This window comes from Haloglomus litoreum, from assembly GCF_029338515.1.
Classification (GTDB): domain Archaea; phylum Halobacteriota; class Halobacteria; order Halobacteriales; family Haloarculaceae; genus Haloglomus; species Haloglomus litoreum.
This window is the reverse complement of record NZ_CP119988.1, coordinates 1,606,329-1,622,840: the sequence shown is the minus strand read 5'-3', so window position 1 is coordinate 1,622,840 and position 16,512 is coordinate 1,606,329. Positions and strand designations below refer to the sequence as shown.

General features: G+C 69.3%; 19 protein-coding genes. 12 read left to right on the top strand and 7 right to left on the bottom strand.

Going from position 1 to position 16,512, the window contains the following annotated elements; all coding sequences use genetic code 11:
- Positions 1-150 precede the first annotated feature (150 nt).
- Positions 151-1,128, top strand: coding sequence for a 4-demethylwyosine synthase TYW1 (gene twy1, locus P2T62_RS07955; protein WP_276260862.1), 978 nt, complete (start codon positions 151-153; stop codon positions 1,126-1,128).
- Between the two features lie 105 nt (positions 1,129-1,233).
- On the opposite strand, the gene P2T62_RS07950 is transcribed toward twy1, so the two are convergent.
- Positions 1,234-2,151 carry a twin-arginine translocation signal domain-containing protein gene (locus tag P2T62_RS07950; protein ID WP_276260861.1) on the bottom strand — a complete coding sequence of 306 codons (918 nt, stop codon included), beginning with the start codon at positions 2,149-2,151 and terminating at the stop codon, positions 1,234-1,236.
- Positions 2,152-2,371: 220 nt separating this feature from the next.
- Between P2T62_RS07950 and P2T62_RS07945 the strand changes: the two genes are divergently transcribed.
- The 4 genes from P2T62_RS07945 to P2T62_RS07930 all read left to right on the top strand — a co-directional run bounded on the left by P2T62_RS07945 (position 2,372) and on the right by P2T62_RS07930 (position 5,769).
- Entirely contained in the window at positions 2,372-3,076 is a 705-nt protein-coding gene (locus P2T62_RS07945; protein ID WP_276260860.1) for a CTP-dependent riboflavin kinase, read from the top strand.
- On the top strand, positions 3,073-3,765 hold the full coding sequence (ribB, locus tag P2T62_RS07940; RefSeq protein WP_276260859.1) for a 3,4-dihydroxy-2-butanone-4-phosphate synthase: 693 nt from the start codon (positions 3,073-3,075) through the stop codon (positions 3,763-3,765). The genes P2T62_RS07945 and ribB overlap by 4 nt, the downstream gene beginning before the upstream one ends.
- Positions 3,766-3,858: 93 nt before the next feature.
- On the top strand, positions 3,859-4,788 hold the full coding sequence (locus P2T62_RS07935; RefSeq protein WP_276260858.1) for a branched-chain amino acid transaminase: 930 nt from the start codon (positions 3,859-3,861) through the stop codon (positions 4,786-4,788).
- Between the two features lie 66 nt (positions 4,789-4,854).
- Positions 4,855-5,769: an alpha/beta fold hydrolase gene (locus tag P2T62_RS07930; RefSeq protein ID WP_276260857.1), complete on the top strand. Its 915-nt coding sequence runs from the start codon at positions 4,855-4,857 to the stop codon at positions 5,767-5,769.
- A 111-nt stretch (positions 5,770-5,880) separates the two neighbouring features.
- Here the strand turns inward: P2T62_RS07930 and P2T62_RS07925 are convergent, their stop codons facing one another.
- From P2T62_RS07925 to P2T62_RS07915, 3 genes are all read right to left on the bottom strand, one after another.
- Positions 5,881-6,351 carry a pyridoxamine 5'-phosphate oxidase family protein gene (locus P2T62_RS07925; RefSeq protein ID WP_276260856.1) on the bottom strand — a complete coding sequence of 157 codons (471 nt, stop codon included), beginning with the start codon at positions 6,349-6,351 and terminating at the stop codon, positions 5,881-5,883.
- Between the two features lie 191 nt (positions 6,352-6,542).
- Entirely contained in the window at positions 6,543-8,231 is a 1,689-nt protein-coding gene (thsA, locus tag P2T62_RS07920) for a thermosome subunit alpha (protein WP_276261590.1), read from the bottom strand.
- A 166-nt stretch (positions 8,232-8,397) separates the two neighbouring features.
- Positions 8,398-9,006, bottom strand: coding sequence for a KH domain-containing protein (locus P2T62_RS07915; RefSeq protein ID WP_276260855.1), 609 nt, complete (start codon positions 9,004-9,006; stop codon positions 8,398-8,400).
- A 250-nt stretch (positions 9,007-9,256) separates the two neighbouring features.
- Here P2T62_RS07915 and lrpA1 point away from each other — a divergent pair, with 250 nt between their 5' ends.
- The gene (gene lrpA1, locus P2T62_RS07910; RefSeq protein ID WP_276260854.1) at positions 9,257-9,685 is read left to right on the top strand and encodes an HTH-type transcriptional regulator LrpA1; all 429 of its coding nucleotides are present in this window, start codon (positions 9,257-9,259) and stop codon (positions 9,683-9,685) included.
- 241 nt (positions 9,686-9,926) lie between these two features.
- Here lrpA1 and P2T62_RS07905 read toward each other — a convergent pair whose 3' ends face one another.
- Positions 9,927-10,337, bottom strand: coding sequence for a PPOX class F420-dependent oxidoreductase (locus P2T62_RS07905; protein WP_276260853.1), 411 nt, complete (start codon positions 10,335-10,337; stop codon positions 9,927-9,929).
- A gap of 135 nt (positions 10,338-10,472) precedes the next feature.
- Between P2T62_RS07905 and P2T62_RS07900 the strand changes: the two genes are divergently transcribed.
- The 5 genes from P2T62_RS07900 (at position 10,473) to P2T62_RS07880 (ending at position 13,074) form a co-directional block, all read left to right on the top strand.
- Positions 10,473-10,952: an SRPBCC family protein gene (locus P2T62_RS07900; protein ID WP_276260852.1), complete on the top strand. Its 480-nt coding sequence runs from the start codon at positions 10,473-10,475 to the stop codon at positions 10,950-10,952.
- A 116-nt stretch (positions 10,953-11,068) separates the two neighbouring features.
- A complete protein-coding gene (locus P2T62_RS07895; protein ID WP_276260851.1) occupies positions 11,069-11,602 on the top strand; it encodes a hypothetical protein in 534 nt (177 codons plus the stop codon).
- 54 nt (positions 11,603-11,656) lie between these two features.
- A complete protein-coding gene (locus P2T62_RS07890; RefSeq protein ID WP_276260850.1) occupies positions 11,657-11,908 on the top strand; it encodes a hypothetical protein in 252 nt (83 codons plus the stop codon).
- 54 nt (positions 11,909-11,962) lie between these two features.
- Positions 11,963-12,697: a nucleoside phosphorylase gene (locus tag P2T62_RS07885; protein WP_276260849.1), complete on the top strand. Its 735-nt coding sequence runs from the start codon at positions 11,963-11,965 to the stop codon at positions 12,695-12,697.
- Positions 12,698-12,891: 194 nt separating this feature from the next.
- A complete protein-coding gene (locus tag P2T62_RS07880) occupies positions 12,892-13,074 on the top strand; it encodes a DUF7317 family protein (protein ID WP_276260848.1) in 183 nt (60 codons plus the stop codon).
- Between the two features lie 156 nt (positions 13,075-13,230).
- Here the strand turns inward: P2T62_RS07880 and P2T62_RS07875 are convergent, their stop codons facing one another.
- Positions 13,231-15,123 (bottom strand): LEA type 2 family protein, encoded by a 1,893-nt coding sequence (locus P2T62_RS07875; protein ID WP_276260847.1) that lies wholly within the window; start codon positions 15,121-15,123, stop codon positions 13,231-13,233.
- 100 nt (positions 15,124-15,223) lie between these two features.
- On the opposite strand from P2T62_RS07875, the gene P2T62_RS07870 reads away from it, so the two are divergent.
- Complete coding sequence (locus P2T62_RS07870) at positions 15,224-15,640, top strand: EamA family transporter (RefSeq protein ID WP_420028444.1); 417 nt, start codon at positions 15,224-15,226, stop codon at positions 15,638-15,640.
- Positions 15,641-15,818: 178 nt separating this feature from the next.
- Here the strand turns inward: P2T62_RS07870 and P2T62_RS07865 are convergent, their stop codons facing one another.
- A complete protein-coding gene (locus P2T62_RS07865; protein ID WP_276260845.1) occupies positions 15,819-16,316 on the bottom strand; it encodes a hypothetical protein in 498 nt (165 codons plus the stop codon).
- Positions 16,317-16,512 lie beyond the last annotated feature (196 nt).

The window sequence follows — 16,512 nt, the reverse complement described above, 5'->3', positions numbered from 1 at the left end:
ACGTCATTAATCGGCGAATAGATTCCATACCCACACAATGCAGACAGGGAGTATCTCTCCGTCGCGGTCGCCCGTGCGCGGCTCGCGACCGGTCGCCCGGGATGAATCCTACACACAACCCCTATGTGGCGCGACGACGGCGTTCCGGACATGAGCGATTCGGGGCCGAAGCAGGTGGACGACCCGGACTACCACAGCCGGAACCACACCGCGGCCCAGACCTGCGGGTGGACCGCCAACGCGCTCCGTGGCGAGGGGCGCTGTTACAAGAACACCTTCTACGGCATCCAGAGCCACCGCTGCATCCAGATGACGCCCGTCGTGAAGTGCAACGAGCGCTGCGTCTTCTGCTGGCGCGACCACCAGGGCCACGCCTACGAACTGGACGGGGTCGAGTGGGACGACCCGGAGGCCGTGGTCGAGGCGAGCATCGAACTGCAGCGGAAACTGCTGTCGGGCTTCGGCGGCAACGACCAGGTCCCCGACCGCGCGTTCGAGGAGGCGATGGAGCCACGGCACGTCGCCATCTCGCTCGACGGCGAGCCGACGCTGTACCCGTACCTCCCGGAACTCATCGAGGCGTTCCACGACCACGGCATCACCACCTTCCTCGTCTCGAACGGGACCCGGCCGGAGGTACTGGCCGAGTGCGACCCCACCCAGCTGTACGTCAGCGTCGACGCCGCCGACCGCGCGACCTTCGACGACGTGGTCGGCGCCGTGGAGGACGACGCGTGGGACAACCTCGTCGAGACGCTGGACGTGCTCGCGGCGAAGGAGGAGACCCGCACGGTGCTGCGGACGACGGTCCTCAAGGGGTTCAACGACCATCACCCCGAGTGGTACGCCGGGATGTACGACCGCGCCGACGCCGACTTCGTGGAGCTGAAGGCGTACATGCACGTCGGGCACTCGCGCGGCCGGCTGGACCGCTCGGCGATGCCCGAGCACGAGGAGGTCATCGAGTTCACGGAGGCGGTCCAGGAGTACCTCCCGACGCACCCGGTCCTGCGCGACGTCGAGGAGTCACGGGTCGCGCTGCTCGCGCGCGAGGAGGACACCTGGGTCCCGAAGCTGAAGGGCGGGAGCGAGTTCTGGAACGAGGACCCTCACGCGAGCGCGGACTGATACCCGCGGCGAGCGCGTCCGCAACGACCGCGTCCATCGGGGACGCGCCGACACGCTGTCAGCGGGCCGCGAGGGCCGTCCGAGGACCGCGAGTATCGCGTGTCGCTACCCCAGCCGGGGGGTGATGTCGAGGTCCGCCTCGGCCGCCATCTCCTCGGCCCGGCTCATCGTCGTCCCGGCGACGCCGTTGGTGGTGAGATGGGTGAGGGCACCGACCGCCTGTGCGCCCTGGAGCCCCGTCACGGAGGGGTTGCAGGTCTGGACCGCGGCGCCGCTGTCCCCGGGCGCCGAGGCGGTGGCGGCCCGCCAGACGTCGTCCGTGCTGCCCAGGCCGGCACCGCTGCGGCCCTTGGTGAGGAACGTCTCGCCGAAGGCGACGGCGTTCCCGTAGTGGCAGGCCGTCTCGCCGGCCTCGAGGGTGCCGGTCCCGGCGGGACCGCCGAACTTCGGCATCGAGGTGTCGATGAGCCCGCGGGCCTCCTCGGGGATGCGCACGAGCCCGAAGTCGTTGCCCGGCCCGACGCCGTTCTCGGACTGGCGGGCGTAGACGACCTCGCCGAGTTCGACCAGGCGGCCGCCCGTGATGCCGTTCAGCCCCGTCGCGCCACCGAAGGCACAGTCGATGCAGACCTCGACGGTCTGGTTCGTGGCGTCGAAGGAGCCGCCGGCGCTCTTCGAGGCGGCCGTCTCGCCCGGCAGGAAGCAGTGACCCGCCGCGCCGAGGTAGACATCGTCGCCGTCGTCCCACACGAAGTTCGCGGTGCAGCCGGCGGTCGTCCCGCCGCGGGAGATCAACAGGAACGAACCGGGGCCGATGCCGCTGGAGGTCTCGGGCGCCACCGACGCCGCGTCCACCACCTCCAGGTCGGACCTGGCGTCGGTCACGTCGACGCAGGGGATCGGTTCGGCACCAGCGAGGCCACCGTCCTCGCTCGCCGAGGCGGTCCCGGCCAGGCCGAGGCCGGCCGCCGCGGCGCTCGCCTTCAGCACGCTCCGCCGTGTCAGGTCGTCGCGGTCTGCCATCAGGTCGGTGATGAAACGTTCAACACAACGCTCTGTCGCCGGGTTCCCCCGGGGGTTTATCTCGCGGATCCGACTGGCGACACCACGCCGGGACCGACGCGCTTTTGCGTGGGTGTCACTACCGAACGGATAGGCGGCCGGATTTCCGCCGAGCCGTTCCATTTCCGTTACGCATCACGAGAACGATACACTTATCGGAACCGTGACCGTAGCCGTCGGCATGGCAGAGACACGAGCCGCGGCCGGGGCCGCGGAGGTGGCCACCCTCAAGGAACTCGCGCTGGAGGGGGCCCTCGCCGGAACGACGGTCACGTGTGCGGGGCTGGCAGCGCGGCTCGACGCCTCGAACCAGACCGCGTCGCGCCGGCTCCAGCGCCTCGACGAGGCCGGTTTCATCGAGCGTGAGGTCCTGAACGACGGCCAGCGCGTCGAGCTGACCCCGGACGGCGAGGCTCGGCTCCGGCGCGAGTACGCCGACTACCGGCGCATCTTCGAGGGCGCCGACGCCGACGTCGCGCTCCACGGGACCGTCACGGCCGGGATGGGCGAGGGCCGTCACTACATCTCGCTGCCGGGCTACATGGAGCAGTTCATCGAGCGACTCGGCTACGAGCCCTTCGCGGGCACGCTGAACGTGGAACTCGACGAGGAGAGTGTGCGAGAACGCGGCCGGATGGACGCACTCGACCCCGTCCGCATCGACGGCTGGGAGGACGACGAGCGCACCTACGGGCCGGCGTTCTGCTGGCCCGCGACCGTCGAGACCGACACCGGGACGTACGAGCCCGCACACGTCATCGCGCCCGAGCGCACCCACCACGGCGACGACCAGCTCGAGGTCATCGCCCCCGACCGGCTCCGCGACGAACTCGACCTCGAGGACGGCCAGGAGCTCACCGTCCGCGTGACGGGTGATGGGGCGTGACCCGCGCCGACGCCGACACCGATGCGGGGAGTGCTCCGGCCGGCGCCGACCCCGTCGAGGCCGCCATCGAGGCGTTCCAGGCAGGCGAGCCCGTCCTCGTCCACGACGCGGCCGACCGCGAGGGCGAGACGGACCTCGTCTACCCCGCCGCGGCGGTCGACCCGGCCGCCGTCGCCCGGATGCGCAACGACGCCGGCGGCCTGGTCTGCACGGCCGTCTCCCACGACGTGGCCGAGCGGCTGGACCTCCCCTTCCTGCAGGAGTCCATCGACCACCCGCTCGCCGCCGACCACGAGCTCGCCTACGACGAGCGCTCCTCGTTCTCGCTGACGGTCAACCACCGCGAGACGTTCACCGGTATCACGGACGAGGACCGCGCGCTGACCATCCGCGAACTCGGCCGGCACGCGACGGACCCGGACCCGGAGGCGTTCGCGGAGTCGTTCCGCGCGCCCGGCCACGTCCACCTGCTGCGCGCGGCCCCGGACCTGCTCGCCGACCGCGAGGGCCACACGGAACTCGGCATCGCCCTCGCCGACGCCGCCGGCACCGAGCCCGCGGTGGTCGTCTGCGAGATGCTCGACGACGAGACCGGCGGCGCCCGCTCGCCCGTCGACGCCCGCCGCTACGCCGACCGCCACGACCTCGTCTACGTCGAGGGGGCGGACCTGCTCGCGGCGCTGCGATAGGGGCCCCCCGACCACCCGTTCTCGCTGCTGCTCCGCGACAGCCACTCGCACGGACCGTCAACACTCATTAGCCCCGGATACGAGCGTCGGGGTATGGGATTCGAGGAGATGGACGTCGACACCATCTGGATGGACGGTGAGTTCACCGACTGGGACGACGCCCAGGTTCACGTGCTGACGCATAGCCTCCACTACGGGACCGCCGTCTTCGAGGGCGTCCGCTGCTACGACACCGAGCAGGGCCCGGCCATCTTCCGCTGGGACGAGCACCTCGACCGACTGTATCAGTCGGCACGCGCGCTCGACCACTCCATCGAGCACTCGCGCGAGGACCTGACCGAGGCCACGCTGGAGCTCATCCGCCGGCAGGACCTGGAGTCGTGCTACATCCGGCCGCTGGTCTACTACGGCTACAACTCGCTGGGGGTGAGCCCGAAGGAGTGCCCGACGGAGACGATGATCGCCTGCTGGCCCTGGGGCGCCTACCTCGGCGAGGAGGCCCTGGAGGAGGGTGTCGACGTGATGGTCTCCTCCTGGCGCAAGCACCACTCCAGCATGATCCCGACGAACGTCAAGGCGACCGGCCCGTACGTCAACTCCATGCTCGCGGGCGAGGAGGCCCGCGGCAACGGCTACGTCGAGGCCATCGTCCTCAACAAGGAGGGTGACGTGGCCGAGGGCCCCGGCGAGAACATCTTCATGGTCAACGACGGCGAGATATTCACGCCGGGCCTCGCCGAATCCATCCTCGACGGCATCACCCGCCAGACCGTCATCGAGGTCGCCGAGGACCTGGGCTACGAGGTCCACGACGAGGCGAAGATCGCCCGCTCGCAGCTCTACACGGCCGACGAGCTGTTCTTCACCGGCACGGCGGCGGAGGTCACCCCCATCCGAACCGTCGACGACAACGAGATCGGCAACGGCTCGCGGGGGCCCGTGACCGAGGAGATCCAGCAGCGCTTCTTCGACATCGTCGAGCGCCGGACCGACGACTACGACGACTGGTTCACCTACGTCTGACCGCGCGCCTCGCCACTCGGTTGCTGGTGTCGGCGCACATTTCACCCCGGCCTGCGAGCGTCGCGTATGCCACCCCGACTCTCCACCGACGCCTCGCTCCTGCGCGACCCGGATATCGAGTCCGTCTACCGCGATATCGACGGCCTCGAACTCCACGCCGTGGCCGCGGGCGACCCCGACGACCCGCTGGTCGTCCTGCACCACGGTTTCCCCGAGTTCTGGTGGGGCTGGGCCGACTACGTCCGCCCCATCGCCGACGCGGGCTACCGCGTGCTGGTCCCGGACGGGCGGGGGTACAACCTGAGCGAGGCGCCCGAGGACGTGGCCGACTACAGCGCCGACCGGCTCTCGGCCGACCTGCAGGCCTGGGTCGAGAGCGAGGGCCGCGACTCGGCACACGTCGTCGGCCACGACTGGGGCGCCGCCGTCGCGTGGGACGCCGCCCTCCGCCGGCCAGAGGTGGTCGACCGGCTCGTCACGATCAACGTCCCGCATCCCGCAGCGTTCGCGGGCGCGCTCATGCCCAGCCGCGAGCGCTGGAAGCTCAACCTCCGGCAGTGGCGCCGGAGCTGGTACATCCTGTTCTTCCAGCTCCCGGCGGTCCCGGAGTGGCTCAACCGGCAGAGCGACTACGGGGGGATGGCCCGGTTCCTCCGACAGGCCTCCCCCGGGACGTTCACGGACGCCGACATGGACCGGTACCGGGCGGCCTGGAGCCGCCCCGGCGCGATGAAGGCGATGCTGGACTGGTACCGCGCGGCCGTCCAGCACCGACCCGACCTCCCCGGCATCACCGTCGAACAGCCCACGCTCGTCGTCTGGGGGGAACAGGACGACGCGCTCCTGCCCGAACTCGCCGAGCAGAGCGTCGGCTTCTGTGCGGACGGCCGGCTCGAACGGTTCCCCGACGCGACACACTGGGTGATCCACGAGCGGCAGGCAGCGGTGCAGGAACTGGTGCTGGAGCACCTGTCGGGGTGACGGCACCGGCCACCGACGGTCCGTATCCTCGGAGGTTCTCGGCGAAGGGGCGCAGTTATCGACAGAAGCAGCCGGTAATTCTCGAAATCCAGATTTCGGGAGGAAGTTCGGTCAGCTCTCGTCTCCGGCACCGAGCCCGGTGGCGTAGCGGTAGCCCCGTGCGACGGCGGTCGCCGGGGCCAGCCTGATGAACCCGTAGTCCTCCCCGTCGAGCCCCCGGAAGGCCTCGTCCCATGCCGAGCGGTCCTCGCCGAGGTACCGACGAAGGAGCCGGTCCGCGCGGGCGTCGTCCCAGGGCTCCAGCGAGGCGGCCCCTCGCAGGCCGACGTGCTCCAGCCGGCCCTCGTGGGGCGCGAAATCGACGACGGCGACGGCCGATTCCGGGTGGCGCTCGACCCGCTCGGGGTACGAGCGGTTCCGGAACTGGGCGATGATCCAGCACGTCTCCGCGTCGGGCTCCCACAGGTACCACAGCGGCGAGACGCGCGCGCCCGTCTCGCCACGCTGGGCCAGGAAGCAGCACAGCGGGCGCGACAGGAACGCGTCGATGTCGATGGCCAGGCTGTCGGCGACGACCTCCATACCGCTCCCCGGCGGCGCAGGAACAAGAAGTGACGGGGCAGCAAGCGGGGGGACCGGGAGCGGCCGAAGGCCGCGACCACCGCGGGCCGGTGCCGCCGCTGTGCGGGTGTCGCGTCGAAAGAAGCGGAGTGTCGGTCGCCGGACGGTGCGAGGTGCGTCGTGGGGGTGGAGTGGCGTGACGGTGGCCGGCTCTACATCATGCCGCCCATACCGCCACCCATGCCGCCGCCCATGCCGCCCATGCCGCCGCCGGGGGCGCCGCCCGGGCCGCCGGGGCCGCCGGCGTCCTCGTCGTCGTCGTCCGTCTGGCCACCCTTCAGGTCGCCTGCGGCGATGACGTCGTCGATGCGCAGGATCATCACGGCCGCCTCGGTGGCGGACTCGATGGCCTGGGTCTTCACACGGAGCGGCTCGACGACGCCGTCGTCCTCCATGTTGACGATGTCGCCGGTGTAGGCGTCGAGGCCGGCAGCGGTGTTGCCGTCGTCGTGCTCGGAGCGCAGGTCCACGAGCGAGTCGATGGGGTCGTGGCCGGCGTTCTCGGCGAGCGTGCGCGGGATGACGTCGATGGCGTCGGCGAAGGCCTCGACGGCGAGCTGCTCGCGGCCCTCGACGGAGTCGGCGTAGTCACGCAGACCCATCGAGAGCTCGACCTCGGGCGCGCCGCCGCCGGGCAGGACCTTGCCGTCCTCCAGCGTGACGCGCACGACGCCCATCGAGTCCTCGACCGCGCGCTCGACCTCGTCGACGACGTGCTCGGTGCCGCCGCGGAGGACGAGCGTGACCGAGCGGGCCTCGTCGACGTCCTCGACGAAGATGCGGGTGTCGCCGCCGATGTCCTTCTCGGCGACGGAGCCGGCGAAGCCCAGGTCGTCGGCGGTGATGTCGTCGATGTTGGAGACGACCTTCGCGCCGGTCGCCCGCGAGAGCGCCTTGATGTCGGACTTCTTCGCGCGGCGCACCGCGAGGATGCCCTCCTTCGCGAGGTAGTGCTGGGCCATGTCGTCGATGCCCTTCTGGCAGAAGACGACGTCCGCGCCGGCCTCCTTGAGCGTGTCGACCATCTCGCGGAGCTGCTCCTCCTCCTGGTCGAGGAACTGCTGGAGCTGGTCCGGCGAGTCGACGTTGACCTCGGCGTCGATCTCCGTCTCCTTGACCTCGATGGCGGTGTCGAGCAGCGCCACGTTGGCGTCCTCGACCATGTACGGCATGTTGTCGTGGACGCGCTCCTTGTCGACGATGACGCCCTCGACGAGCTCGGAGTTCTCGACGGCGCCGCCGACGACCTTCTCGATCTTGACGTTGTCCGTGTCGATCTCGCCGTCGTCCTCGGCGACGGCCTGCACGGCGCTCACGACGAGCGAGGAGAGGGTGTCGCGCGCGTTCTCGGCGCCCTTGCCCGTCATCGCGGTGGCGGCGATCTGCTCGAGATGCTCGGTGTCGTCCGCGGAGACCTCGATGGCGTTCTCCTCCAGGATCTCCTTCGCGCGCTGGGCGGCCTGGCGGTACCCCTGCGCGAGGATGGTGGCGTGGATGTCCTGCTCGAGGAGGTCCTCGGCCTTCGCGAGGAGTTCGCCGGCGATGACGACGGAGGTGGTGGTCCCGTCACCGACCTCGTCCTCCTGGGTCTCCGCGACCTCGACGATCATGTTGGCCGCGGGGTGCTCGATGTCCATCTCCTTGAGGATGGTCACGCCGTCGTTCGTGACGACGACGTTGCCCGTCGAGTCGACAAGCATCTTGTCCATCCCCTTCGGGCCGAGTGTCGTGCGTACGGACTCGGCGACTGCCTTCCCTGCCGTGATGTTCATCGACTGGGCGTCACGCCCGGAGGTCCGCTGGCTGTCCTCGCTGAGTACGATGAGGGGCTGGTTACCCATCTGCTGAGCCATAGTCGGTCGAACCGTTGTTTGTGGTTCTACATAAAAGCTTCTGTACCGGCGTGGAAAACCGCCTCACGGACCGTCGTCTGGCCGTGTGGCAGGGAGTGACGAACCTGTATTTATATACCGGCCGGCGGCCCGTGAACGGGCGGCCGATGTCCGCTCAGCGGCCGCCCTCGGCCTCGCCGGGGTCGCCGGTCGCCTCGGCGCCGACGGACTCCTCGCCGCCGGGGAACTCGTGGTACTCGATGCCCTTGGTCTCCATCTCGTTGTGCTTGCGCTCGAGGAACGAGTAGACCGCACCGTGTGGCGCCCCGTCGAGGATCATCTCCACGGCCGACCGGACGACGTCGACCTCCTCGGGTTCGCCGATGATGCCGACCGTCTTCCCGTAGATGACGACCTCGGCGCCGGAGAGTTCGGCCATCAGCTGGCGGGTCCGGCCGTCCTCCCCGATGAGCCGACCCTTCTGCCGGCGGAGATCGTTCTCGTTGCGGGTGGCCGCGCTCAGGTCGACCAGGTCGAGCATCCGCATATCGCCGCCCAGCAGGGAGAGGGCCGCCTCCGGCGAGAACCCGCGGCCGATGGCCTTCACGATGTCCGGCCCCTTCAGCCCCTTCACCGGGTCGCCGACCGTCTCCACCCGCACCGCGCCCGTCTCGCTGTCGATGTCGAGGCGGACCTCGGCACGGGACTCGATCTCCCGCATCGTCTCGCCCCCCTCGCCGATGAGGACGCCGACGCGGTCCTGCGGAATCGTCACGTGCTGCATGCGAGGTCGTTCGTGACGGCCCCCTTTAAGGCTTCTCGGTGGGCGGGACTCACACACCGGGGGCTCCCACCGGAATCCGGCGGAAGAGGGGGCCGAGCCTACGGCGACGGAACCGCCGCGACCCGGCCGAGCGTTGCCGTGAGCGGATGGCAAGCGGGTGGAGGGCAGGTGGCGAGCGGATGGCGCGATGGGCACCAACTTCGGTTTACGTTTCCGAAAGAGGTTTTTCGGCGGCGGCAAACACTAGGGTATGAGCGCGGAGTCCACGGAGGACCGGATCCTGTCCGTCCTGGAGGAGGACGCACAGGCCTCCTACGCCGAGATCGCGGACCGGGCCGGCGTCTCGAAGCCGACCGTCCGCAAGTACATCGACCGCCTCGAATCCGAGGGCGTCATCGTCGGCTACTCGGCCGACGTGGACCCGAAGAAGCTCTCGGGCCAGTCCATCGCCATGGTCGGCATCGAGGTCGCCAGCGAGTCCTACGTCGAGGCGACCCGCGCCCTGAAAGACCTCGACGCGGTGGAGGCGCTGTACTCCTCCAGCGGCGACCACACGCTGATGGCCGAGGTGCGTGCCGCCGACGGGGACGCCCTCGGCGAGGTCATCGCCGACGACATCCTCACCATCGCGGGGGTCACGGAGGCCCACCCGTCCTTCCTCCAGGAACGGCTGAAATAGAGCTTTTTTGACGCCCCGGGTACCGACTGGCGGCGTGGCCGCCAGCGATACATTTCTCGGCTCCGCCGAGAAATCGCTCGGCGCAAAAAACGTTCAGAAAAATGCCGCTGGCTCCCAGGGGTCGCCAGCGGTGAGGGCGACAGCCCGAACGTCGTCGGAGCTCGCTCCGACGGAAGTGAAACGCGCTCGCTGCGCTCGCCCGTATCCACAGGGTTACGGCGGATATCCACGACCCTCCGAGTCACTGGTTCCGTGCCGGCGGCGACTGCCCGCTCACCGCGTCGGGGCGGATGACGAGGACGACCCGCTCCTGCCCACCCGGGCCAGGGTACTTCGCCTCGCCCGTGTAGCGCTCGGCCAGCTGGTCCAGGTGCTCGCGGGCACCGTCCTCCCGTCGTTCGATGACCTCACCGCGAACAGAGAGGTATCGATACGGGTTCTCGGGGTCGGCGATAGCCAGTGTGATGCGAGGGTCCTTTCGGATGTTCCGGTCCTTGCGGTTGTCACGTATCGTGTTCACGAGCACGTGTTCACCGTCGAAATCGACCCACGTCGGTGTCACGTGCGGGGCTCCGTCGGGGAGCAACGTGGCGACGAACGCGAACGACCGCGTCTCGAACAGGTCCATGTACTCCGCAGGTATCTCCGTCATGATACCCCCGTACGCTGGGAGAGGAGAAGAAGTAGCTGCACCCACGGTGCTCTCCGTCGTGGCGCACCGGCGAATCGGCCGCTCGCGTTGGCCGCGACGGTCACCGTTATCCGCCGCCCGCACCTACTTCCAGCCATGCCGACCTACGAGCGGACGACGCGTGTCGCCGCCCCGCTGGACGAGGTGTGGGAGTTCCACTCCCGGGTTTCGGGACTGGAGGCGCTCACGCCGGACTTCATGAACCTGCGGGTCGAGCGGGTCGTCGGTCCCGACGGCGAGCCGGACCCGGAGGTGCTGGAGACGGGCGCACGCATCGATATGTCGATGCGCCCGTTCGACGTCGGGCCACGACAGACCTGGACCTCCGTCATCCGTGCCCGCGAGGCCCACGACGGCGCGGCCTACTTCGTCGACACGATGGAGGACGGCCCGTTCCCCGAGTGGGAGCACACGCACCTGTTCTACGCCGACGACGGCGAGACCATCTGCCGGGACCGGGTCCGCTACCGGCTCCCGGGTGGCCCGCTCGGCCGGCTGGCCGAACCGTTCGGCGACATCGGCTTCGAGCCGATGTTCGCGGGGCGGCACCGGAAGACGAAACAGCTGCTCGAATAGCACGGCTCCCCCCGTAGCCGCCGGACCACACCCGCCGTGGTCGCTGGTTGTGGTCCCACGCCACAGGACCGTGCCGAACCGTGAGCGCTTTTGTGCAGCGGCGAGGCGGAGACAGTATGAGCTGGTTCGTCGTGGCGCACGTCGGCTCGACGCTGGGGTTGCAAGCCGCCATCGGAGTCGGCGCGTTCGCGGGACTGCTCGCGACGATCCTGATGAACTTGCCGATGCAGCGGCTCCCGGAGGGCAGCACGCCGCCGTTCGTCGCCGCCGGCGCGCTCACCGGCGAGGCGCTCTCGGAGGTCTCCGCGGGCCTGGCCAGCCTCGTCCACTACGCCGCGGGCACGCTGGCCGGCGTCGGGTTCGTCCTGGCGGCGGAGGGCATCGAGACGGTCGTCGCCGCGCAGGGCGGCGCCCCGGGGTTCAACCTCGTACTCGTCGGGACGGGTCTGCTCATCGTCCCGCACTTCATCGCCGCCATGGTGACCTTCTCGGTCCTCTTCCTCTTCTTCGCGTACGTCGTCCTCCCGCTGTTCGGCAAGGACGCCGCCAGCCGGGCCCGGCAGGTACGCAACGACTGGGCCATCTCGGCCGCGGTCTACACCGCCGCGCTGACACTCATCCTCCCGGTGCTGACGGTCGTACTCGGGTGATGATTGCGCCCGGTTGACGACGGACTTTTTCCGACCAGGTCCGTGCGACGACGTGTGTCCCTCCGCGAGCAACCACCCGCCCGCCGTGGCCTGTTCGGCGCGCTCATGGGCGCCGGCTTCGGCCTGTTGTTCGGCGTGGCCTACGCCTACCTCCGGACCGGCCCGTTCGACTTCGCTGGCTGGTGGGTCGCCGACGCCGTCGATACGTTGTACGCGGTCCATCCGGCCTTCGGCATCGGTGCGTCGGTCGCCATCTTCACGGCCAGCATGGCGGTCTGGGGTCTGCTCGGGTTCCGCGTCACCTGAGCCACCGGAGCCGGGACCGCCCGGACTTTTGTCGCCCGGCCGTGGAGCGGGCCCATGGCCAAGCAGCCGCATATCCTCTGCGAGCCGGGCGACGTGAACGACATCGCTCTGGTGCCGGGCGATCCCGGCCGGGTCGAGCGCATCGCCGCACAGTGCGACAGCCACGAGACTGTGGCCGAGAACCGGGAGTACCGCGTCGTGAACGCCACCTACGAGGGCGTCGACCTGACGCTCTGCTCGACGGGGATCGGCGCACCCTCCACGGCCATCGCGGTCGAGGAGCTGTCGAACGTCGGGGTGGAGACGTTCATCCGCGTGGGGACGACCGGCGCGCTCCAACGCGGCATCGAGATCGGCGACATGGTCGTCGCGACGGCTGCCGCGAAGGACGAGGGGACCACCAAGCGGTACGAGGACGCCACCGTCCCGGCGGTCGCGACCCACGAGGTCGTCACCTCGCTGCTGGCCGGCGCCCGGGCACGCGACGAGGACGTCCACGTCGGTCCCATCGCGACCGACGACGCGTTCTACGCCGAGACCGAGGAGTACGTCGAGCGGTGGGAGGCCGCCGGACTGCTCTGCGTGGAGATGGAGGCCGCCGCGCTGTTCACCCTGGCCCGCCGGAAGGGGCTGGACGCGGGGGCCATCTGCACCGTCGACGGGAACCTCGTCGAGGGGACCCAGAAGGGCGCGACGGACGAGGAGGAACTGCCCGAGAAGGCACGGAACAACGTCGAGCGGGCCATCGGCATCTCGCTGGACGCGGTCGCCGCGCTCGACGAGGACTGACCGGACTGCCCCGTCCGGCCCCGGGACCGGGCCGGCGAATCAGCTCTCCGTGTGGGTGAGCCTCACCCTTGTATATCGGCCATGATAGACCGTGTAGTATAACGATTCTGCAGCCGCTTGTCTGACATATAATGTCCCTTAGTGATATATTATCTCACGATATTCTTATTATGCCACATCCTCTGGGCAGGGACATGCACCAGCACGCGGTGCGAACGGCGATGGCGCTGTACACAGGTGGGACACTGGACCTGGAGACGGCCGCCCGGCAGGCGGGTGTCTCGACGGACCGTATCGAGCGGGCCGCCCGACGCCTCGGACAGACCCCGACCGCCCGGACGACCTCCCGCGAGCGCCTCAACGTCTCCGCGGACTGAGCGCTCCAGCGGCGACTGCGCCCTCCAGCCCCGCCCGCAGAATCGAGTCGTCCTTCTGACCAACTCCGTTCGGACTCCCCCAGCCCAGCATCCGCTTCGCCTGCCTCGTCCTCCTGAGAGGAATCGCTCCGCGCAACGGCGTCGAGAGGGCCCGCCTCAGTCGGCCGTCGCGGCCGTGGGCGGCGGCGCGAGCGACGCGGAGCCGTCCGTACCGCTCCCGTCGTCGGCGTCGCCCTTCGTGCCGAGGAAGTCCGTCTCGATGGTGGTCCCGTTGCCGAAGATGTCGAAGGTGGCGCGCCGGGTCCCGTCGGGCGTGTCGACGACGGCCGTCGTGTTGGTCGTCATCCGGGTCACCTCGTCGTTGCGGACGTGGGTCGGCCACCACTCGTCCATCTTCTGGTTGTCCAGGTAGATCCGGAAGGTGATGTCGCGGGTGGCGCCGGGGCCCAGGTTGTACGACCGCGCGGTGGAGTTGTCCGCGATGGTCACGCTGTTGAGGTCGACCACGTAGTCGAGTCGCTCGATGGTGATCGGGGCGACCTGCTCGTTGCGCACCTGGGCCGTCACGAGCAGGGGTGCGCGCTCGGGCGTTGACTCGCCCCACTCGGCCTGCGTGTCCAGGATGGTCAGGACCCGCTGGCCGCCCTCGGTCCTGACGGCGCGGTTCTCCTCGCTCTCGATGGAGGCGAGGATGTCGGTCTCCTGGGTGGTCCGCCGGTCCGGCAGGTCGACCGGGAGCGTCGTGACCGCGATGTCGGCGGTCCCACTGGCGGCCGTCACGACGGTCGAGCGCTCGCCGTTGTTGATGTGGCGCGACCACCACCGCGGGACGGCGTCGTTGTCCGCCAGCGCGCTGATGGTGAACGAACTGTTGCCCGCGGGCAGCTCCTCGACCGTCGAGGTGTCACGCGCGAACGGGACATCGTTGACGGTGGTCGTCTGGTTGACCCGGAGCGAGAGCAGGTCGTTGAACTCGCCCTCGTTCGGGTTCCGGACGTCGACGCTGGTGATGATCTCGGTCGTGTCCTCGGTCACGCCGCCCCAGCGGCTCGTCGTGTCCGTGACCTCCGGCTCGCCGAACTCCGGCGCGACGCCGTCCTCGGCCGGGAGCTCCGTGACCTGGGTCGGCTCGTCGCCGAGGAAATCCGTCTCGAAGCGGATGCGCCGGTCGAAGACGTTCAGCGGGACCCGCTTGAGCTCGCCGTCGTCCCGGACCAGCCCGAACACCTCCACCCGGAGGTCGGTCGTCTGCGAGTCGCGCAGGTGCGTGACCCACCACTGCTCCATCCGGGGCGTGTCCAGCGCCGCGTTCGCGGTGAAGGTGTCCGACTCGCCGGGTTCGAGGACGATGGAGTCGTTCGTCCGGCCCTCGCCGACGACCACGTCGTTCATCACGATGCGGTACTCCGTGCCGTCGAGCCTGACATCGCGGTCGTGGACGTTCGAGAGGTCGACCGAGAAGGCGATGGGCGTCTCCTCGGCGTCGGCGGTCCCCCACTCGGCGCGCTGGTTCGAGACGGACATGATCTCACGGTCGGCGATGGCGACCGTGCTCGAGGAGTCGTTGGTGAACGCGCCGAGCAGGTCCGTCTCGATGGAGCGGTTCTGCGGCGGGAGCGACGCGCCGAACCCGGCCACGCCGACGCGTGCCTGCGTGGAGACGACCGTCCGCTCGTCGTTGTTGACGTGGGTGACCCACCAGGCAGGGATGCGCGAGTTGTCCAGCTGGGCGGTGAAGTTGATGACGTTCCGGCCGGGGTCGAGGCCGATGCCGCCCTCGGACCCGTCGGAGACCCGGACCGAGTTCATGTAGATCTGGTAGTCGAGGCTCGCCGCGCCCGGGAACGACTGGTTGTTGGGGTTGGTCACCACCACCTCGGTCTCGACGCCGGTCGATTCCTCGGTGACGGTGCCGAAGTCCGTCTGGACCGACTCGACGACCGGCTGCTCGAACGAGAGATCACCACCAGTGAAGTACAGCGCTGCCCCCCCACCGGCGGCAGCCAGCAGTACGATTCCACCGACCGCTGCCGCGACCTTCGTTGACACCACAGTTACGTGCGATACTTCTTCGCGGCTGTAAAGCGTGTTGGCCATCCGGCGTACCCCCGGCGGCTAAGGGGGCGGCACGCCCAGCGCGGGTGTGAACATCGGCTACCTCGGCTACTCGCTCGTCGCGCTCGCGGCGTACACGCTCGTCTCCCCGCTGACGAAACTCGCCACGCGGGACCTCTCAAGCGACGCCGTCGCCGCCGTCACGAACGGGATGCTCGCCGTCGCCGCCCTCGGCCTGACGCTGTACGCCGGGGACTCGGTCACCCGGACGCTGACCCACCCCGACCGCGTCTACGTCCTCGGGGCCGGAGTCTGTCTCTCGGTCGGCATCATCGCCTACTACCGCGCCCTGAAGGCCGGCCCCGTCTCGGTCGTCGTGCCGGTCTTCGGGATGTTCCTCGTCACGTCCTCGCTCGTCGGCATCGCCTTCCTGAACGAGTCGCTCACGCTCCGGAAGGGACTGGGCATCGCCCTGGCGGTGGTGGCGGTGCTGCTCGTCACGACGGAGTAGCGAGGGACGGAAGTCCGCCCTGGTGGATGACGGCAGCGGGGCTGCCTCCGAACCGTCGCACCCACTCACGATGTTGCCGCCGGGGCCCTGCCGAACCCCCCGATCCATCATCGGCAGCCGCGGCCGTGATGGGGTATCCGTCCCTGATCGAGCGGGCGGATACCCCTGAAGCGCCGAGTCAGGTGTCGCTGGCCGTTCGCGACCCGGTTCGCACTGCGTCGATCCCTCTTCTGGTCAGCGCGCCAGCGGTGAACCCGATGGCCGCCACTCCCAACCCGATGATGGCGAGAGCCACCAGGCCGTCCGGCCGGACGACGTAGGCTACGCGCTCGACGGGTGGCCGAGGCGATATCTCCGTCGCCCACTCCGCCCGCCAGCCGAGGAACGAAAGGAACGTGAGTGCCCATCCGGAGAGCAGTCCAGTTCGACTGTATCCCGTCCAGAACGCGGCGGCCAGCCCGACGAGGGCGGCGTGGAACGGGATGAAGACGACACCACCGGAGTCATAGAAGATATCGAGCTCGTACGCCAGGAAGGTCAGCACAACGAGTCCGAGTCCCAGGCCGATCAGTACAGTCCGTCGAGGGGCCCCTCGGTTCGAGCCGAGAACCACGGTGCGGAAGGTGGCCAGGACGTCGGCTCGGTTCGGGGGCGGTCTCCCTTCGTCGGCAGTCATGATTGCACTGTGTGCGAGCGGAGCCTAATACGCTCCGTAGGGACAAACCCAGGTTGTAGTGACGGCGATGGGGCCCCGACGGTTCCACGGAGTCCGCGACGCCGGAAGCGCCCGCGATATCTCCAACCGCCCAGATATACAGAATTCGAATATTTGAGAGGAAATCAAGAACACAATTCCTTTATGACAAATCCTA

Excerpts from the sequence above, each read along its gene's own strand:
- P2T62_RS07935 (WP_276260858.1), top strand. The coding sequence starts at position 3,859 with ATGGGATTCGAGGAGATGGACGTCGACACCATCTGGATGGACGGTGAG.
- P2T62_RS07895 (WP_276260851.1), top strand. The coding sequence starts at position 11,069 with ATGAGCTGGTTCGTCGTGGCGCACGTCGGCTCGACGCTGGGGTTGCAA.
- P2T62_RS07900 (WP_276260852.1), top strand. The coding sequence starts at position 10,473 with ATGCCGACCTACGAGCGGACGACGCGTGTCGCCGCCCCGCTGGACGAG.
- P2T62_RS07915 (WP_276260855.1), bottom strand. The coding sequence starts at position 9,006 with ATGCAGCACGTGACGATTCCGCAGGACCGCGTCGGCGTCCTCATCGGC.
- P2T62_RS07925 (WP_276260856.1), bottom strand. The coding sequence starts at position 6,351 with ATGGAGGTCGTCGCCGACAGCCTGGCCATCGACATCGACGCGTTCCTG.
- P2T62_RS07950 (WP_276260861.1), bottom strand. The coding sequence starts at position 2,151 with ATGGCAGACCGCGACGACCTGACACGGCGGAGCGTGCTGAAGGCGAGC.
- P2T62_RS07945 (WP_276260860.1), top strand. The coding sequence starts at position 2,372 with ATGGCAGAGACACGAGCCGCGGCCGGGGCCGCGGAGGTGGCCACCCTC.
- thsA (WP_276261590.1), bottom strand. The coding sequence starts at position 8,231 with ATGGGTAACCAGCCCCTCATCGTACTCAGCGAGGACAGCCAGCGGACC.
- twy1 (WP_276260862.1), top strand. The coding sequence starts at position 151 with ATGAGCGATTCGGGGCCGAAGCAGGTGGACGACCCGGACTACCACAGC.
- P2T62_RS07930 (WP_276260857.1), top strand. The coding sequence starts at position 4,855 with ATGCCACCCCGACTCTCCACCGACGCCTCGCTCCTGCGCGACCCGGAT.
- P2T62_RS07865 (WP_276260845.1), bottom strand. The coding sequence starts at position 16,316 with ATGACTGCCGACGAAGGGAGACCGCCCCCGAACCGAGCCGACGTCCTG.
- P2T62_RS07885 (WP_276260849.1), top strand. The coding sequence starts at position 11,963 with ATGGCCAAGCAGCCGCATATCCTCTGCGAGCCGGGCGACGTGAACGAC.
- P2T62_RS07905 (WP_276260853.1), bottom strand. The coding sequence starts at position 10,337 with ATGACGGAGATACCTGCGGAGTACATGGACCTGTTCGAGACGCGGTCG.
- lrpA1 (WP_276260854.1), top strand. The coding sequence starts at position 9,257 with ATGAGCGCGGAGTCCACGGAGGACCGGATCCTGTCCGTCCTGGAGGAG.
- P2T62_RS07880 (WP_276260848.1), top strand. The coding sequence starts at position 12,892 with ATGCACCAGCACGCGGTGCGAACGGCGATGGCGCTGTACACAGGTGGG.